The organism is Streptomyces sp. NBC_01454, assembly GCF_036227565.1.
Taxonomy (GTDB): domain Bacteria; phylum Actinomycetota; class Actinomycetes; order Streptomycetales; family Streptomycetaceae; genus Streptomyces.
Genome location: NZ_CP109460.1, coordinates 5,405,412 through 5,421,627, shown reverse-complemented (window position 1 = coordinate 5,421,627; position 16,216 = coordinate 5,405,412). Strand labels below are relative to the sequence as shown.

Annotated in this window: 10 protein-coding genes and 2 pseudogenes; 4 read left to right on the top strand and 8 right to left on the bottom strand. The window is 65.8% G+C overall.

Going from position 1 to position 16,216, the window contains the following annotated elements; genetic code table 11:
• Nucleotides 1-307 precede the first annotated feature (307 nt).
• The 7 genes from OIU81_RS23965 to OIU81_RS23935 all read right to left on the bottom strand — a co-directional run bounded on the left by OIU81_RS23965 (nt 308) and on the right by OIU81_RS23935 (nt 9,514).
• Nucleotides 308-1,759 (bottom strand): HsdM family class I SAM-dependent methyltransferase, encoded by a 1,452-nt coding sequence (locus tag OIU81_RS23965; protein WP_329151153.1) that lies wholly within the window; start codon nt 1,757-1,759, stop codon nt 308-310.
• Between the two features lie 53 nt (nt 1,760-1,812).
• Nucleotides 1,813-3,042: a hypothetical protein gene (locus tag OIU81_RS23960; protein WP_329151152.1), complete on the bottom strand. Its 1,230-nt coding sequence runs from the start codon at nt 3,040-3,042 to the stop codon at nt 1,813-1,815.
• A gap of 354 nt (nt 3,043-3,396) precedes the next feature.
• Nucleotides 3,397-5,337 (bottom strand): DNA/RNA helicase domain-containing protein, encoded by a 1,941-nt coding sequence (locus OIU81_RS23955; RefSeq protein ID WP_329151149.1) that lies wholly within the window; start codon nt 5,335-5,337, stop codon nt 3,397-3,399.
• Between the two features lie 625 nt (nt 5,338-5,962).
• Nucleotides 5,963-6,514 (bottom strand): hypothetical protein, encoded by a 552-nt coding sequence (locus OIU81_RS23950; RefSeq protein ID WP_329151147.1) that lies wholly within the window; start codon nt 6,512-6,514, stop codon nt 5,963-5,965.
• 580 nt (nt 6,515-7,094) lie between these two features.
• Nucleotides 7,095-7,346 (bottom strand): hypothetical protein, encoded by a 252-nt coding sequence (locus tag OIU81_RS23945; protein ID WP_329151145.1) that lies wholly within the window; start codon nt 7,344-7,346, stop codon nt 7,095-7,097.
• A 748-nt stretch (nt 7,347-8,094) separates the two neighbouring features.
• A complete protein-coding gene (locus OIU81_RS23940; protein WP_329151143.1) occupies nt 8,095-8,430 on the bottom strand; it encodes a hypothetical protein in 336 nt (111 codons plus the stop codon).
• Nucleotides 8,431-8,536: 106 nt separating this feature from the next.
• On the bottom strand, nt 8,537-9,514 hold the full coding sequence (locus tag OIU81_RS23935; protein WP_329151142.1) for a helix-turn-helix domain-containing protein: 978 nt from the start codon (nt 9,512-9,514) through the stop codon (nt 8,537-8,539).
• A gap of 652 nt (nt 9,515-10,166) precedes the next feature.
• Here OIU81_RS23935 and OIU81_RS23930 point away from each other — a divergent pair.
• A pseudogene (locus OIU81_RS23930) lies at nt 10,167-10,396 on the top strand (transposase); the annotation flags it as partial.
• A 530-nt stretch (nt 10,397-10,926) separates the two neighbouring features.
• Nucleotides 10,927-12,894, top strand: coding sequence for a SpoIIE family protein phosphatase (locus tag OIU81_RS23925; RefSeq protein WP_329151138.1), 1,968 nt, complete (start codon nt 10,927-10,929; stop codon nt 12,892-12,894).
• 394 nt (nt 12,895-13,288) lie between these two features.
• Here the strand turns inward: OIU81_RS23925 and OIU81_RS23920 are convergent.
• A pseudogene (locus tag OIU81_RS23920) lies at nt 13,289-13,813 on the bottom strand (MarR family winged helix-turn-helix transcriptional regulator); the annotation flags it as partial.
• A 250-nt stretch (nt 13,814-14,063) separates the two neighbouring features.
• On the opposite strand from OIU81_RS23920, the gene OIU81_RS23915 reads away from it, so the two are divergent.
• Both OIU81_RS23915 and OIU81_RS23910 read left to right on the top strand, forming a co-directional pair.
• Nucleotides 14,064-15,134 carry an alkene reductase gene (locus tag OIU81_RS23915; protein WP_329151136.1) on the top strand — a complete coding sequence of 357 codons (1,071 nt, stop codon included), beginning with the start codon at nt 14,064-14,066 and terminating at the stop codon, nt 15,132-15,134.
• Nucleotides 15,135-15,218: 84 nt separating this feature from the next.
• Nucleotides 15,219-16,124: a quinone oxidoreductase family protein gene (locus tag OIU81_RS23910; RefSeq protein WP_329151134.1), complete on the top strand. Its 906-nt coding sequence runs from the start codon at nt 15,219-15,221 to the stop codon at nt 16,122-16,124.
• Nucleotides 16,125-16,216 lie beyond the last annotated feature (92 nt).

Sequence of the window (16,216 nt, the reverse complement as noted above, 5' to 3'; positions counted from 1 at the left end):
GGGCCTAGCGCTGGCCGGCGAGTGCGCGCCGGCCAGCGCACACTTCGCAAGGACTCGAGTACGAGTGGGGTCCTGTCATCGTGGGCCCCATCTCGCACGGCCAGCCTTGGGCTCTTGACCGCGAACATGTTCTAAGCAAGGCCAGCCTGGTTCGTTGTGGATCGCATCCTGCCGATCCCGACGTTGAGACCGTTACGGGACACCCCTTGACCACCTGATCATGCGACTTCCAGCCCGCCCGCTGCCGCACGCACCACCTGCGGAATTGCGTGACCGTCAACAGCCAGCGCCGCTGGCGATAAGCGGCTCATTCAGCGTCTTCGTGCAGCAGTTCCGCAGTCAGCTCCTCGAACTCCTGCAGGGCTATTTGTAGATCTTCAAGAACACCTTGTGCGATCTCTTCAGGAGCGGCCAGGGAGCTCTCCCTCGAGGCCTCGTTCGGCGGCGTGAGATCAAGGCTTGCGTGACCATGGTCAAGCACATCGTGGATGTCGAAGCATCGGAAGTTTTCTGTCTCTCGGCGATCCGCTCGGAATAGACCTGGACCGTACGAGGACACGAATGCGTTCAGGTCTCTTTGGCTAAGCGGATTGTCTCTAAGGGGGGATCGGTGTCTTGAGCGCAGGTCGTAGACCCAAATTCTGGATGTTTGAGGATACTCGCCCGCGCGATTGGGATGATGATCGAAGAAGATGACGCTCGCCCTGACGCCGCTGGCTGAGGGGAAGGTTCCCGCAGGCAGCCTGAGTAGGGTGTGGACGTCGAACCTGTTCAGCAGGTTTCGCCGCACGGCCTCTGCCGCGCCCAAGGCAAAGAGGATGTTGTCGGGAACGATAACCGCTGATCGCCCCTGCACGGCCGTCAGCGACATGGCGTGCTGCAGGAAATTGATCTGCTTGTCTGTCGAGACGACCAAGAAATCTGATCGCTCATACATGTCGCGGGAACTCTCCCCGGAGATCTCTGCATGCTTGCCGAACGGCGGATGCGTGAGCACCAGCGAGGCTTTGCGACAGGGCTGTTGAGCCAGTGCGTCCCTCACAGTGATCGGTGCCGGTTGCCCGGCAGAGACAGCTCCGTGCAGAAGCAGGTTCGCGGTCGCCAACCGGGCAGTACTAGGGACCAGCTCTTCTCCCCAGCGCTGTTGGTTGCGGTACTGACGCTGCTCATACGAGGTGCGGCTGGCCAGATCCCGTGCGAGATAGTCGTGCGCACCGAGGAGGAAGCCGCCCATGCCGCAGGCTGGATCACTGATGGTGTCAGTGATCTCTGGTTGGAGCACTTCGACGATGGCATCGATGAGCGGGCGGGGCGTGAAGAACTGACCGGCCCCGGATCTTCTTTCGTTCATCGTTCTTTGGAGAAGCTCGCCATATACCTCGCCCAGAAGACTCGTCCCGCGCGCACCCCATTGCTCGCAATCGAACAGATCGAGGACGAGCCGCTGCAGCAGTGCGTGATCGGGTACGTGGTTCTGTGCGCCGGCGAAGACAGCGTCCACGGCGGTACCGGAGGTACTGGACGAGCGCTGGGCGAGTATCTCGGTGTACTGGGCGACAAGCGGCTCTCCCGCCTTCCTTGTCAGCGCCACCCAATCGTGCTGTATGGATGGCGCAGGCGGCTCGCTGACTATTGTGGTATTCCGGTCTTCGTCCTCGACTTTGAGCACGAGTAGATATGTGAGCTGCTCGACGGCTTCCATGGCAGACAGCCCGCGGTCATGCAGCAGGTTGTAGTAGTTCAGGAGCCGCGCGGTCATGTGTGCCTTCGCGCCGTGCGATCCTCGGTCCCTCGTGAGGGCAGAGACATCGGTCATAGCTCAAGCTCCAGTTGTTCGGCGACGACGTACTTGCTGTGCTGATCAGCCACCGCCGATGGGGTATGTACTTGGCAGGCATTCCAGTCGCCGTCGTTGCGGATGAACGGCTCCGGCGGGAACTGCAGGGCGATCTCCTCCTGCGGCGAGCCGCTGCTCGCAGGACTCATGATCCGCCCGGCTGACGCCGCATCAGCCAGGGCCCGACGCAGTAGGGCCGATAACTCCAGCGCTTTCTGTACCCGCAGTTGCAGGTGGTCTGCTGCGTGTCTGCACTGAGTGGCTCGTCGGCCCAGCCGCACCTGCTCGTGGAGCGGGGCAATGGGTATCGGGATATTTTGCAGATTGGTTTGCGTGATATTGCGCATCGACGACAGACTGCCGTTGCTCCGTCGCGCGATCTCCGCACGCAGGTAGGAGGTTGACAACAGCGGCACCAGCCAGCGGTCATCGACATCGCTCTCGGGCACCAATCGCAGGCTTTTGTCGCTCAGATACAGACCAGGCCGACATTCCGTGACATGGACGGTCGCTCCGACGTGGTCGAGAGTGTTGGCACGGCACAGCAAGATGTCGCCAGCCTTGATCTCGTGCCGTGGCATGAGGGGCGTTCCAGCGGGCACCGCTTTGTTCTCGTCCTGGAGGAACCTCCCTCGGGTGATGGCACTGGTCTTGATCACTGCCTTCTCGTCACTTTCGGCGGGCCGCCCCAGGCACTGAGGTGAGCGCCCTGTCTCGATCTCCTTGATGACCTCGCCCAGACACCCCCAACGCCAGCCGTGGGGAAGCGTTTGGCCGGCAGCGTCACATTGCGCCGTCAGTGCATGATGGGCGGCTTCCTGCAACGCAGTGACTCCCGAAGCGGCCCGGCGAAGCGCCGCTTCGGCCTGATCCAGGCGCTTCAGCCGTGCCCGAAGCTGCGCCAGGATGCGTTCCTGTAGTGCAAGTGGTGGCAGGGAAAACTTAATGTTGAGCAGTGCCTCGATCGTGAGCGAGTGCGTGCGGCCGCTGCGTGCTGCGGCTTGAATCTGCGCTCGGACATCGGAGGACTGCCACAACTGCTCCAGGTACGCGGGATGCAGGAGCGTGGGGCGCACGCGGACTCGCGTCATGGTGCTCGGGAAGTCCAGCAGTTGCGTCCCTTCCTCGATCAGTACTCCCTGACCGAGGCGGTCCATTGATCCGGCGTTGCGACGGACGAGAAGGTCTCCTACACGAACGTCCACTGGAACTCCGTCGACGCATACCCTGTCTATTGCTGGATTCGGGCGCCCTCTTGTCGCCTCTGCCTCGAGCACTAGGGATTCAGGCGTGGGACGCCATCCGTCGTTTGCGACAGTGGCCTTGGAGCCTCCGCTCATCAATCGACTACTGAGGACCCTGGCGAGCCGGACTTCCGGCCAGCCTGACGCGGATTCCGTTGCCGACACGGGCCATCCCCCTTCATCCCGGCCGCACAGGCTGGGCACAATAATTCGTTTGCCAGCTCCACAGACGCCCAGTGCTGAGCCGACACAACGCCCCGCAGCTCTTCCTGTGCAGCGATCCCTCGGTTGCGAACCTTGGCGGCCCTCCTACGATCAGAGCTTCGGAACGCCAAGTTCCGCGAAGAGCTGTCTGGTGGCCGGATCCATGGAGTAGAGCACCGTGCCGCGGATGGATCGAGTCATCAGTACGCCGTAGGCATTACGAAGTCGCTGCGTCAAGATTTCGTCGGAGTCGATTCGGATGGCCTTGCTCTTCACCCAGTCACGGTCCAGGGCCCACGAGCCCTCGGCCCAGGTGAGGTCAGGGCCCATGATGACTCCGCCCCACTCGTATTCCAGGCCTTGGGCCGTGTGCACGCAGCCGACCTGACCGAAGCCGCCGTCGCCTGTAGCCCAGAACCGGCGCGATGGAACACCCGGCGTGTTATGCGTGTCCTCCGCGTTCCACGGGCGAGCCCACCCCGGTTCCGGGGCGACGTCCGGGTAGGTACCGGACGTGTCGGTCCACTCCCAGCACATGCCGGCAGTCATCCGGGCGCTGTGCCCTGCATCAAGCTTGGGCTGGAGGAACTCCTCCATCCGGGCCGCCCTGTCGGTGTAGTAGAGCTCGAAAAGCTCCGGATTCTCGTCGTCGCCCGCGTTCCACGGCACTGGTCGGCCCGCCAGGAGATGCCCCACCCATGTGTCGTAGGTGGAGCTCCCGACCGCTCGAAGAGACCTGTCAAGCCTGATGGGCACGACCTCTGCCTTGAGGTCTTGAATGGCCTCGATGAGATCCGCTTCGGACCAGGCATCCTCGGCGAAGAGTCGCTGGTCGCCGTCCACGAAGAAGACAGGGACTCTGGCCCGTGTCACGATCACCGAAACCGACGACTCGCCGGGCCGCATCGCGTACGAACCCGACTGGGGACGCTCGGTAAGCCGGTGCGCTTCGTCGCACACCAGCAAGTCGAGCCCGTTGGGCGCCACCTTGTTCGCGACCTGGTTCAAGGTCGTGAAGTACTTCTTCTTTCCCTTGGCTCCGCGCTGGAGGTTGTCGCGGGAGGCAATACCACCCGACACAAATCGCGCTTCGTAACCCTTGTTGAGTGCCTCTCCGAGCGCTGTCAGGGCCAGGAGCGACTTTCCGGTGCCCGCCCGCCCGCTGATGACGTACACCTTCTTTGCGCCAGGCAACGGTTTGCGGACCGATTCCATGACCTGGTCCACAGCTTCAAGCTGCTTCTCCGACAGGCTGAAATGCGTGTGACCGTTGACGATAGACCCGATCTCGTCCGTGAGCAGAGAGCTGGCACGGCGACGGCCCAGGAGTGCCTGCGCTGCCGCGGCATTCTTGACGGGACTGAAGCGCTTGGTGAGGAACTTACGGAGATCGTCTGGTTGCCGTGCCGTGAACGTCGGAACTCCCGGCGCCGGCCGCACCATGCTGATCCACTGGCAGTCAGGATCCTTCAGGTTATGTAAGTAGGCTGCGCCGGCGAGGTGTACGTACCGATCGTCGAACATGCTGTGATGCCGCTTCAGCGCCTCCAGATTGTCTTTCACCTGCACTGCAGGGTGCTTTCTGTGCTCCCGGTAGAACGGTGCGTAGACGCGGCCAATGGCGCAGTCTTCGCAGAGCTCTCCAGTGGTGGACTGCCTGCACTCAGCGCACAGCTTGGCCGTCCCCTTGGCCGGGTCGGGCCGCTCGATGGTGCCCCATTGCTTCATCTCAATGGCGGCGAAGCTCAGTCCGCCGTCAGGGTGCTCTCCGGCAAGAACCACATCGATTGGGCTCATATCGGCGTGAACTCTGTACTCGACGAAGACATAGACCTGCCCGAGGTCAACGTCCCTGAGGGCAGTCGCAACCTCGTAGAGGCTCTCGCGCCACGTCTTCTTGTCGGCAGCAGAGGCCTTGGCATGGTTTGGATGCGCGGCTTCATAGATCTCAGCAATCTTGTTGCTGAGCCGCTGCCTGTTGCGCACCAGCTCCTCAGCCGGCCAGAACGCCTCTAGATCCGACCACGTGCCCCCGCCAGCCACTTTGCTCACGCTCCCCATCTACGCACTGGAGACACCAGGGGTCCTACAAAACGACGCTGGTGTCAAAGAGTTGGACGAGTATCCCAGCGGCCCAAAGTGACGGGCAAGGGATCTTCGCCAGCCCGCCAACTGCTATCTTCAACGTCCCGGCGGCCGGACATGCGACCGAGCAGAAGCTCACCGACTCGCTTCCGCGCCGCCGCCCCTCGAAACGCCTACCGCGTCAGCCCCCCAGGATGGTGCGCCGACGTCCGCTCAGCATCGCCCCCATCACTCAGGGTCACCTCCTGGCCTGGACGCCAGGCGAGATGTGGCGCGTCGCGCCATGAATGCTGGAGCATGCGCCATGCCCCTGCTAACAGCCGGAGCCCAACGTCCCGCCCCGATCACTCCTTGGTTCCCGCGAACGCCCCTCCTCGCGTGAGCGGCGCGTGAACGAATGAGCGTTGTCCCGCCTACTGACGTTCTCCCAGATCAGATGGGTTTTCCGGGCTCAGTGGCGCCTGCCCTTCGGAGCCAGGTGCACAGGCTTGGACTCCGGGTGTCCCAGCTGTCCGACTGTCCGGTTGAGCTTGTGACCTGCAGAAAGTAACCGGACAGTCCCAAGCGCAACTGTCCGGGCTGTCCTGTCAGGTCAGGACCCTGGAGCTACGCCGAGGTCGGCGCGCATCACGTCACGCATCCCTTCCCAACGAAGCCAAAGTCGTTGAAAGTCCGCTCGGATCTCATCGAACGAGCCATCCGGGTCCGGACGCCCTTCCTCCAGGCACATCGTCCGGCGATACGTCTCAGAGAGGGCCGTAGTCATCCCGTCGAGCTCGATCAGGACCGGTGGAGAGGCAATCAACTGAGCTTCGGCAAAGGCAGCGTGATGGGTACGCCTGGCCTCCTCCACAACTTCACGAGCCTCTGGCGTCACCTCTCCCTTGTGTACGAGCCACAGGAAGTTCATGAGGTGGGTTCGGTACTTTCGGAAGACTGCGTTCACCGACGTGTAGCAGTCGCGCCTGCGGTCCAGCTCAGCGACTTGCTGCTCACGAATCCACTGGGCTTCCTCTACCTCCTGTTGGCGCTCGAACTGCTCTCTCTGAACGCGGCCCATCAGACGTTGCGATAAGACGGGCGCGCTGAGTGTGCCAGCGACACCGACTATCGCTGCAGTCAGCCCGATCAAAGCATCTCCCACGGATCCTCCAGAGTGGTCGAGCCTGTCAACCCAGCGGCATCCTGCCCCGCGGGATAGTGGTGCAGCCGTCTCCCCGTGTCCACGCCACGCGCCATCGCACGCCGCTTTCGTCACTTGTGGAGCGTCAGCGGCTGTCCGGACTGTCCGTACAGGCGGGCTGCAACACTCCAAGATGTTGCAGCCCTCGGCGAAGCCGGCCGATGGGTAGTAGGCGCCGAAGGCGACTTCTGATCTGCTCACGGCCCGAACTGCAGGCGTGGGAACACTCCCTGTCGAATACGAGTCGAAGTCGCTCTGCCATGGAGCGTCATTCACAAGAAAACGGCAGGTCAGACGGTTGCGAGCAGCGAACTGCACAAGTCTCTTCTAAGCACTTGGCCGCAGGTTCGAGTCCTGCCGGGGGCGCTCTCCAAGACCCTTCCTTCGGGAGGGTCTTTTTGCTGGTCAGGGCAGGTTAGCCGCACGCAGAAATGCGCCGGACCTTCCCCCGGTGATCGCGGGGAGGGTCCGGCGCTGTCCGGCTACCACCGGGTTTCTGCGGGTGGCTGCGGTGAATGCGCGGGGACGTTCCCCGGCGGCCTCAGCCGTCCGCAGGAACGTCCGACAGATCCCCTCCCGCCTCGATGCGCTTCTTGAGGTCCGAGAGCTGTCCGGAGATGCAGCGCGCGTACGTGGCGAGCAGCACAGGGACACTGTTGCCCGCCCACTCCGCTACTTGTGCCGGCGGCACTCCGTCGTTGAGCCAGTTGGTCAGGCAGGTGTGCCGCAGGTCGTAGAGCGGTTTGCCGAGCGGAGAGGCGAGCTCTTCGGTGGTGAGCACCTTGATTCGCACAGTCCGCCACGCCCTCCTGATGACCGGGCCTGCGAGGATGCCGCCGCCCTCGCCCTGGAAGAGTCGGTCGCCAGACTTGAGGTCGTCTCCTCGATCAGGCCGCGAAGGATCGCGACAAGGGCGGGATGCGCAGGAACGGGCCCGGTATCACCGTCCGCTCTCCCCTTGAGGTCACGGGTCTCATGGACCTCAAGGGCATCGGTCCAGTTACGGCCGGCATCGGGCTCGGCGGTGTGGACGAGAAGTTCTCCTCACCAGGGTGGCGAAGCACGCGGAGGCGGTAGCCGGTGCGGGGACGGTAAACAATCCAAGCAGCCGCTGTTCTCAAGCTCTTTGACGGCTTATGCGAGAGCGCAAACGCTGTATCTGGACTACGGCACTCCGGACCCGCGCCACCCACCAGTGGGCCGTCCTCGTCCTACTCCCCGCGCGTGCGGGGATTGGTCCCGACCGCGAGTAGCCCGGCGATCCCCCACCTGCTGTTCCCGTTCCCCATCTGCGGGGGATTTGGGCGGCACGCCCGCCCCCGGCTCACGGGAAGGAGGAACGATCGGATGGGGTCACGGTCCGCGATTGACCGGAAATTATAGAAACGAACGGGCCCCCTTTGAGGGCCCGTTCACAGCGTCTGGGGGCCAGTCGCCAATAGGCGACCGCCAACAGGAAGCCAGCCGCGCCACGACGAACGGTTCGCCGGCCCGGTCAGTACAACGGTGCCGCGCTTACGGCCGTGACCATGCGTCTTGGCTCAACACACCACCGTCTTGCGGTACGACCCAGTGGGGCCCCACGACCAAGAGAAGTTCGACCCGTTGTGCAGCGTATTGCACGGGCTGTCGAAATCCCCGTCAACGATGACCTTGACCCGCATGGTCTTGCCGCACCAGTTACTGATCCTGGCATAACGAAGGATCGTGTGGACCTGTCGATGAATGCAAGCGGGCGCGGTGCCGCCTGCCGCAGCAACGGCAGTCTTCGGTGCGGTGGTCGCGGCGGTCGCGGCGGGTGCCGTGATGCCGAAGGTGGTCAATCCTACGAGCGCTGTGGTGGCTGCGAGCGCGCTGATTCGCTTGCTGGTGCTCATGTTCCAATTCTCCGTTGCTGTCGGCGGCCATCCGACGTTGCTGTCGGCGGCCATCCGATCATCACAAGAGGCAATCCGCAGCGCCTTAGCCAGGTGCGCCAGGTACTTATCTTGGTGTGCCAGCCTGGGTGCTGTGGTGGTGTGCTTGGTTCCGGTAGTCGCTGGGGGTGATGCCGTGCAGAGTGCGGAAGGCGCGGGTGAAATCTGCGGCGTGGGGGAATCCCCAGCGGGCTGCGATGGCGTGGATTGGCACGTGACGCTTCAACGGGTCAGCCAGGTCTCGGCGGCAGTGTTCGAGGCGTTGGCCGCTTCTCCAGGAACGGACGGTCACGCCGTGCTGCTGGAAAAGCCTGTGCAGTGAGCGAACCGAGATGTGGTGGGCTGCTGCTATCTCACCCGCAGTGAGGGCGGTGTCGCCGAGGTGACGCTCGATGAACGAGGTGATGCGCAGGTACAGGACGCGTTGACGGGAGTCGGAGGGGATGTCAACCTCCCGCTCCAGGAAGTGCGCCAGCGTAGCGGTGACCAAGTCCAGGCCGACGGTGCCGAGTCGCACGGTGTCATGTGGCGTGTAGTGCGTGCTGTCTTCTGCCAGGTGGGTGAGAAAGGCTGTCAGCAGCCGTCCCATGCCCTGATCTCCGGGAAGGGCCCGGCAGATGAGCTGATTGATGTGGCGGGCAGGTAAGGGAAGCAGCGTACGGGGGAACTGGATGAGGAGGTTCCCGCCTTCGGCGTAGGTCTCGAAGGGGCGCGAGCTTTCGACGAGCAGGAGTTCACCCGGTCGGAGCGCAGCGCGATGGCGATTCTGCTCGATCACATGTGGGCCGGAGTTCGTGACGCAGAAGGCAAGGGTTTCCGGGTCCGAGGCGCGGATCAGCTTCGGGGTTCTCCGTGTGAGGTAGGACGAGTACGCCATCGCTGATACCTGGACCGCTCCCAGCGGCATCGTGCTGAGCCATCCACGGAAGGCATCCGTACCGATCTGCTTGAACGATGTCGGCATCACCTCATCCGTGGTGGCCTTCTCCCACCCTGAAAGAGCATCTCGCGCCGAGAAGTCGTTGCTGTCGAAAACTTTCTCCACGGATCTTCCCCCCAGCCCCGTGGCTTGGCACCGGCTCAGCTTCCTCGTGCCTGGCCCTAGCCGGTCGTCCCTTCGTTCGTTTCCACTCAGATGGTCCTCCCGGACCAGTTCAATCTGCTGGGCATACCGGTCACGTGGCTCGAAGACGTTCCTTCGGTGGCGCATTCCAGCCCACCGCAGTAAATGCCGGATCCTGGGCAGCACCTCTCTTGTATCGATCGTGCCGTTGCTAACGGCTGACGCTCAGGCAGCGCAAGTTGGCTTTCTCCACGAGAAACGGGTTCTGGCGCAACTTCTGTGAAGCCCACACGCTGAGTGATGAAAGCGGTGCCGAGGCCGTCAAGGCCGGCGAGGTGCAGCGATCAAGATTGGCTTGATCGAGAATGCACAGCGGACCCTCGACCTGACGGTCCCAGAGCGTTAGCCGAGGCGCATCTCGTCGGGAGCAGTCTGAAAGCCAACCTCTCTTCCCTCTCCCCCAATCCCTCTGACACAGCACAATCGAGCCCAAGCCCTGACCTGAGCAAAAGCCAACCAGGCAAACAGCATTGGGGTTAGGTGTGTTGTCCGGACAGGTTGGCGACGGGCCCAATGACGGGTCGTTCGGTCCGGTATGGGGCGGGGTGATCCGTCTGATCGAGAGTGAGCTCGGCTGGAGCCGCACCTTCCTGAGAACGCTGGTCGGGGTGGGCGTTGGAAGGATCACCGCACCGTCATCAACGGCATTCTCTCTCGGGTGCGGACCGGTGTTCCGTGGCGGGACCTACCCGCACGTTTCGGCAAGTGGAAGACCGTTCGTGATCGTCACCGACGATGGCCGGCGGACGGCACGTGGGACCGAATCCTGGTGCCGTCCTGGCCGATGCGGACGCAGAAGGCCGGGACCAACGAGCCCACCGTCAACGCCGCGGCAGCCGGGGCGGGGGCCCACCAGCTTTCGACCGAGCACGCTACGCCCGCAGGGATGGGACAGGCTTGCCCTGTGGGAGTGGCTCCGACCGAGGGCTGAGCCTCCGGCTACGCGGGTGCCTCGGGGCGAAGCGCACGGCTACCCCGTCGCCATGGCCCCCTCCTCTTGCCGAAGGTGCGTAAGCGCGCCGCGGCGGTCGCCGATGTGAGCCGAAGCGTGGACCTGCTGACCAACGAGGAAGGCTCGCAGCTTGGGCCGGCCTGCGGAGAAGTGGCAGCCGCGGCCCGCCGCATTGCCTGTCCGCCGCGCCCTGGACCAACAGCCGTTCACCAGGAAAATCTATACATCACCTCTTATCTTGGTGAAGATGGAAAGAAGTGAGTGATGGCGCGTGCCATCCTGTGCGCACGTGCCCGTCCACGCTGCTGGGACGGTGTGCAAGGTGGATTCTGCGCATGCGGGAGGTCGGCCCGGTAGGCGACCTGCGTCGCCACCTTTGGTAGTGGCCGAGCCACAATCCGGGACCCCGCTGGCCACAGTCCTCATCGATCCCGACGGGCGCGTCCAGCTCTGGAGCGACGGCGCACAGGCGCTGACCGGCTATCCGGATCAGGAGGTCATCGGCCGGGACGCGGCGCTGCTCGCCGACCGGACGAGGCTACGGGGAGGTGCCCTCGTCCAGGCACTGCTGCGCACCGCCGACAGCGTGCACACCGACTGGCTCCGCTGCCGCGACGGCACATGCCGCAGCGTCTCCTGGCACCCCGTGCCAGTTCCGCTGGCGGCCGGTACGGGCGTACTCGCCGTGGCGGTGCCCGAGACACAAGTGACCAGCCAGGGCCACGCGGTCACGCTCGACCGTCTTCTGCATTCCTCACCCGTCGGCCTGGCGGTAGTCGACACGGAACTGCGCTACGTGTATGTCAACGAGTCGTACGCCCGCGTGCATTGCATCCCCGTCGAACAGCATCTGGGCCGGTCCGCCCTCGAAATTCTGGACCTTCCTGATCCGGATGCGATGGAAAAGATGCTGCGCCGCGTTGTGGACAAAGGGGAGACCATCGAGAACCTCCGGGTGGCGGCCAACAGGCCGGACGGCGATGCGTACGAGGTCATCGGAAACCTGTTCCCGCTTCAAGGGCCCGACGGCAGGGTCATGGGCGTAGGAGGCGTCATCTACGAGTTGACGGACGGCGGAGGGGAACTCCTGGACACGGCCCACGTGCGGCGCAGGCTGGAACTGCTGGGCCGGGTCAGTGCCAGGCTCGGCCAGGGGTTGGACCCTCGAACCGTCGCGACCGAGCTTGTAGCAGCCTGCGTTCCGGGATTCGCCGATGCTGTCGAGGTCGATCTGCTGGAGAGCGCGGCGCAGCCGACCGCCGATTCCTTCGACGCCCGTGCGGCGGAATCCGGCGAGCAGCCCGCTGCCCCACGGGGGCCTCTTTTCCACCCCCTGAATCTCACGTCAGGCGCCAGCAGGCCACGTCCCGAGGACGCGCTGCCGCAGCCACGTCCGACGCTCCGGGCCGCCGCCCAGTGCGTCAGCTCAGCGCAGCCTGTGGCATTCGAGACCGCTAAGAAGGACGGGTCCGCACTGCACGGCATGGCGGTGCCGCTGGTCGCGGTCGGCAGGGTGATCGGAGCCGTGACCTTCCTGCGGCAGGCGGATGCCTTCAGTTCCGAGGACACGCTCCTGGCGCGCGAGATCACGGCCCGTACCGCCACCGCGATCGACAACGCGCTGCTCTATCGACGCGAACGGCTGGCCGCTCTCGCGCTCCAGCGCCACCTGCTCCCCACCCAGCTGCCATCGGCGAAGTGGTTCCAACTGACGTACCGCTACCGCCCGGCCGAAGACGACACCTTGGCCGGGGGCGACTGGTACGACGCGGTGCCCCTCCCGGGCGGCCGGATCGGGTTGGGGATCGGTGACGTGATCGGCCATGGCGTGGGCGCCGCCGCCGCGATGGGCTGCTACCGCTCCTCGGTGCACGCGCTGCTGGCCGTGGGACTGCCGCCAGGACAACTGCTCACCCGCTTGGACGGGTTGTTCACCGGAAACGACGGCGAACTCGCCGCGACCTGTACCTGCGTCGTGTACGACGGGGGTGTGGGACGCTGCCGCATCGCACTCGCCGGACACCCGCCCCCTCTGCTGATCAGGCCGGACGGATCAGTAGCCCTGCTGGAGTGCGAGCCAGGGCCGCCCGTGGGGATGGGCCTCCACGACGTGTACGCCGACCAGGAACACCCCGTCCCGCCCGGGAGCCTGATAGTCCTCTACACGGACGGGATGATCGAAGACCGCAATGCGGTTCTGGACCTCGACCAGGGAATCGCGCTCCTGAGCCGTGCCGTCCGCGACCCGAAGGCACCCCTGGACGAGATCTGTGACGCGATGACGGCGGTACGTCCGGCCAACTCCGCGGACGACGCCGCGCTCCTTGTCGCACGGCTGGGCCGGCTCTGAACGCTGCCCTTGTTCGGAACCACAGCGAAAGTGACGATCGCATCGGACCGAAGTGACGTGTCGACGTGAAGTGTCGAGGCGACGCGGTCGAACCACATTGCCGAGGTGCTGTGTGCGACGTTGCAGCAGAGAGCGCGGAGCACTGGTTCGGCGAGATCGCCGAGAGCTCCCGTGCCGTGGCAACCAGGTACGGCAACGGGGAAGATCCGGCGCTGTCGGGCTGCCGTCACCGGGCTTCCGTGAGTGGCTACGACGCGAACTCGGCGGCCCCCCCCCCGCAGAGGCGCTAACCCGCCCCGCTCGCACCCGCAGCATCAGCCGCATTGGCTGCACTGGCTGCACTGGCTGCACTGGCCGCCTCAGCCGCCTCCGCCGCCTCAGCCGCCTCAGCCGCCTCAGCCGCCTCAGCCGCCTCAGCCGCAGCCCGGACCAAATTCTGCTCCAGGCGTTCCAGGGTGTGCAGGGCCGCGGTCCGTTCGTCGTCGGAGAGGCCCGCCGTTGAGAGGTCCTCGAGCTGGCTCCAGACCTGCTCGACCTCGCGGCGCAGGGCGTGGCTGGCCGCCGTCGGCTCGATGAGTGAGGCGCGTTTGTCGGTGGGCGAGGGGCGGCGGCGGACGAAGCCGGCCTGTTCCAGGCGCCGGACGGTGCGGGTCATGGTGGCGGCGTCGGAGTCCATCAGGCGCACCAGGTCGGTCTGCCGCTGGGGGCCGAGTTCCCACAGGTGCATCATGACCAGCTCCTGACCCGGATGCAGGCCGATCCGGCGCAAGAGCTGTCCGGCGAACATGCGATGCAGACGGGCCAGGCGGAAGATCGCGTGACTGACCGGCCCGCCGCCGGCCGCGGCCGGTACCGGGACAGTGGCTTCCTGTCCCGTCGCTGTGGATCCCTTCCCGGCTTCCGGTGTGGACTGCGTCATCTGCCTCTCACTTTCCTGTTTGGGCAGCGTAACCCTACCTCTCAGCCCCGGGCCGTACAGCGCCCATGCCGACCTCAAGGGACATACGCGCAGGTAGCAACGTGTTACGTGCTTCACATCTGAAAGCAGGAATGGATTCGTGACCGTTACTTGTTCGGACAGGTGATTTACTTGTTCGGACAGGCATTCGCTGGCCCGGGCTCCCGAGCGCCGGTTCCGCGGCACCTCACATCTCCCGAGGAAAGAGACCATGACCACTGCTTTTGATCCGATCGCCCTGGGCGACAAGCACCTGGCGAACCGCCTCGTGATGGCACCGATGACCCGCAGCCGTGCCTACGGGCCGGGCGCCGAGCCGACCGAGCTGATGGCGACGTACTACGCGCAGCGCGCCGGCGCCGGGCTGATCGTCACCGAGGGCATCCAGCCCTCGCCGCTCGGCCAGGGCTACCCCGAGACCCCCGGTCTGCACTCGGCCGGGCAGGTGCGGGCATGGCGGACGGTGACCGATGCCGTGCACCGCGAGGGCGGTGCGATCTTCGCGCAGCTGATGCACACCGGCCGGATCGGCCACCCCAGCCTGCTGCCCGACGGCCTGGTGCCGGTGGGGCCGTCCGCGGTGGCCGCCAAGGGCCAGGTCTTCACCCACAAGGGGCCCAAGGAGTTCGTCACGCCGAAGGAGCTGACCGAGGCGGAGATCCGGCAGACCGTCGCCGACTTCGCCGACGCGGCGCGCAACGCGGTCGAGGCCGGGTTCGACGGCGTTGAGCTCCACGGCGCCAACGGCTACCTGATCCACCAGTTCCTCGCGCCCAACACCAACCACCGCACCGACGCCTGGGGCGGCGACACCGAGGGCCGCATCCGCTTCGCCGTCGAGGTCGTCACCGCCGTGGCCGAGGCGATCGGCAGCGACCGGGTCGGCCTGCGGATCTCGCCCGGGAACCAGTTCAACGACATCTCCGAGGACAACCCGGACGAGGTCTACCTCGCCCTGCTGGAGCGGCTCGCCGGCCTGGACCTGGCCTATCTGCACCTGATGGAGGGGCCGAACCGCGACCTGACCCCGCGGCTGCGCAAGGCCTGGCCGGGCACGTTCGTCCTCAACCCCTTCACCTACCCCGACGCCACCGGCCCCGACGCGCTCGGGCTGATCGAGGACGGCAGCGCGGACATGATCGCCTACGGCGCGCTGTTCCTGGCCAACCCCGACCTGCCCCGGCGCCTCGCCTCCGGCGGTCCGTTCAACACCGCCGACAAGGCCACGTTCTACGGCGGCGACCACCGCGGCTACACCGACTACCCCACCCTCCCCGCCTGAGCGGCGACCCCGCCGAGGCGGCCGCACAGTGCGTGACAGCGCGTGCGGTTCCCCACTCCACCCGTCCCTACCTGGGAGTCTGCGATGTCCACAGCAATCACCTTCTCCGAGTACGGCGCACCCGAGGTGCTGCGACTGTCGGAGGTCACCACACCGGAGCCGGGCCCGGGCCAGGTCCGGATCCGCGTGCGGGCCGCCTCCGTGAACCCTCTCGACATCAAGATCCGGTCCGGTCTGCTGGCCAAGGTCGCCCCGGCCCGCTTTCCCGTGACCCCCGGCCTGGATGCGGCCGGTGTCGTCGATGCCGTCGGCGAGGGGGCCGACGCGGCCGTGGGTGACGAGGTTCTCGGTGCCGCCGCCGGCGGCAGCTACGGCGAATTCGCCCTGCTCGACCGGCCGGTGGCCAAACCCCGGGACCTGTCGTGGGAGATTGCCGCCTCGCTGGTCACGGTCGGTCAGACCGCGTTCCGGGTCCTGCGGCAGCTGGCGGTGCGGGCGGGGCAGACCCTGCTCATCCACGGCGCCGCCGGCAGCGTGGGCACCGTCGCCGTGCAGCTGGCCGCCGCCCGCGGCATCACCGTCGTCGGGACGGTCGGCGAGCACGACATCGAGCGCGTCACCGCGCTCGGGGCCACCGCGGTCCGCTACGGCGACGGCTGGGTGGAGCGGGTGCGGGCCGCGGCTCCCCAGGGAGTCGACGCCGTCTTCGACGCCTCCGGCGCCAGCGTACTCGCCGAGTCCGTCGCCCTGACCGGTGACAGCGGACACGTCCTCACCATCGCCGACATGTCCGCCGCGCAGCACGGCGTCCGCTTCAGCGCCGGCAGCGCCGACCCGGCCGACGACTCGCTGTCGCAGCTGGTGCGACTGGCCGCCGCCGGCGAGCTCGATGTCCCCGTATGGCGCACCTATCCGCTCGACCAGGCCGCCACCGCACACGGTGACCTCGAGGCCCGCCGCAACCGGGGCAAGGTCGTTCTCCTTCCCTGACCCCCTGCCGCCGCCTCCCCTCGCCGGAGCGGGCGAGGCGGCCGGGCCGCAGTCGGCACCCCCGGCCGGCTGCGGCCCACCCACCCGTCGAA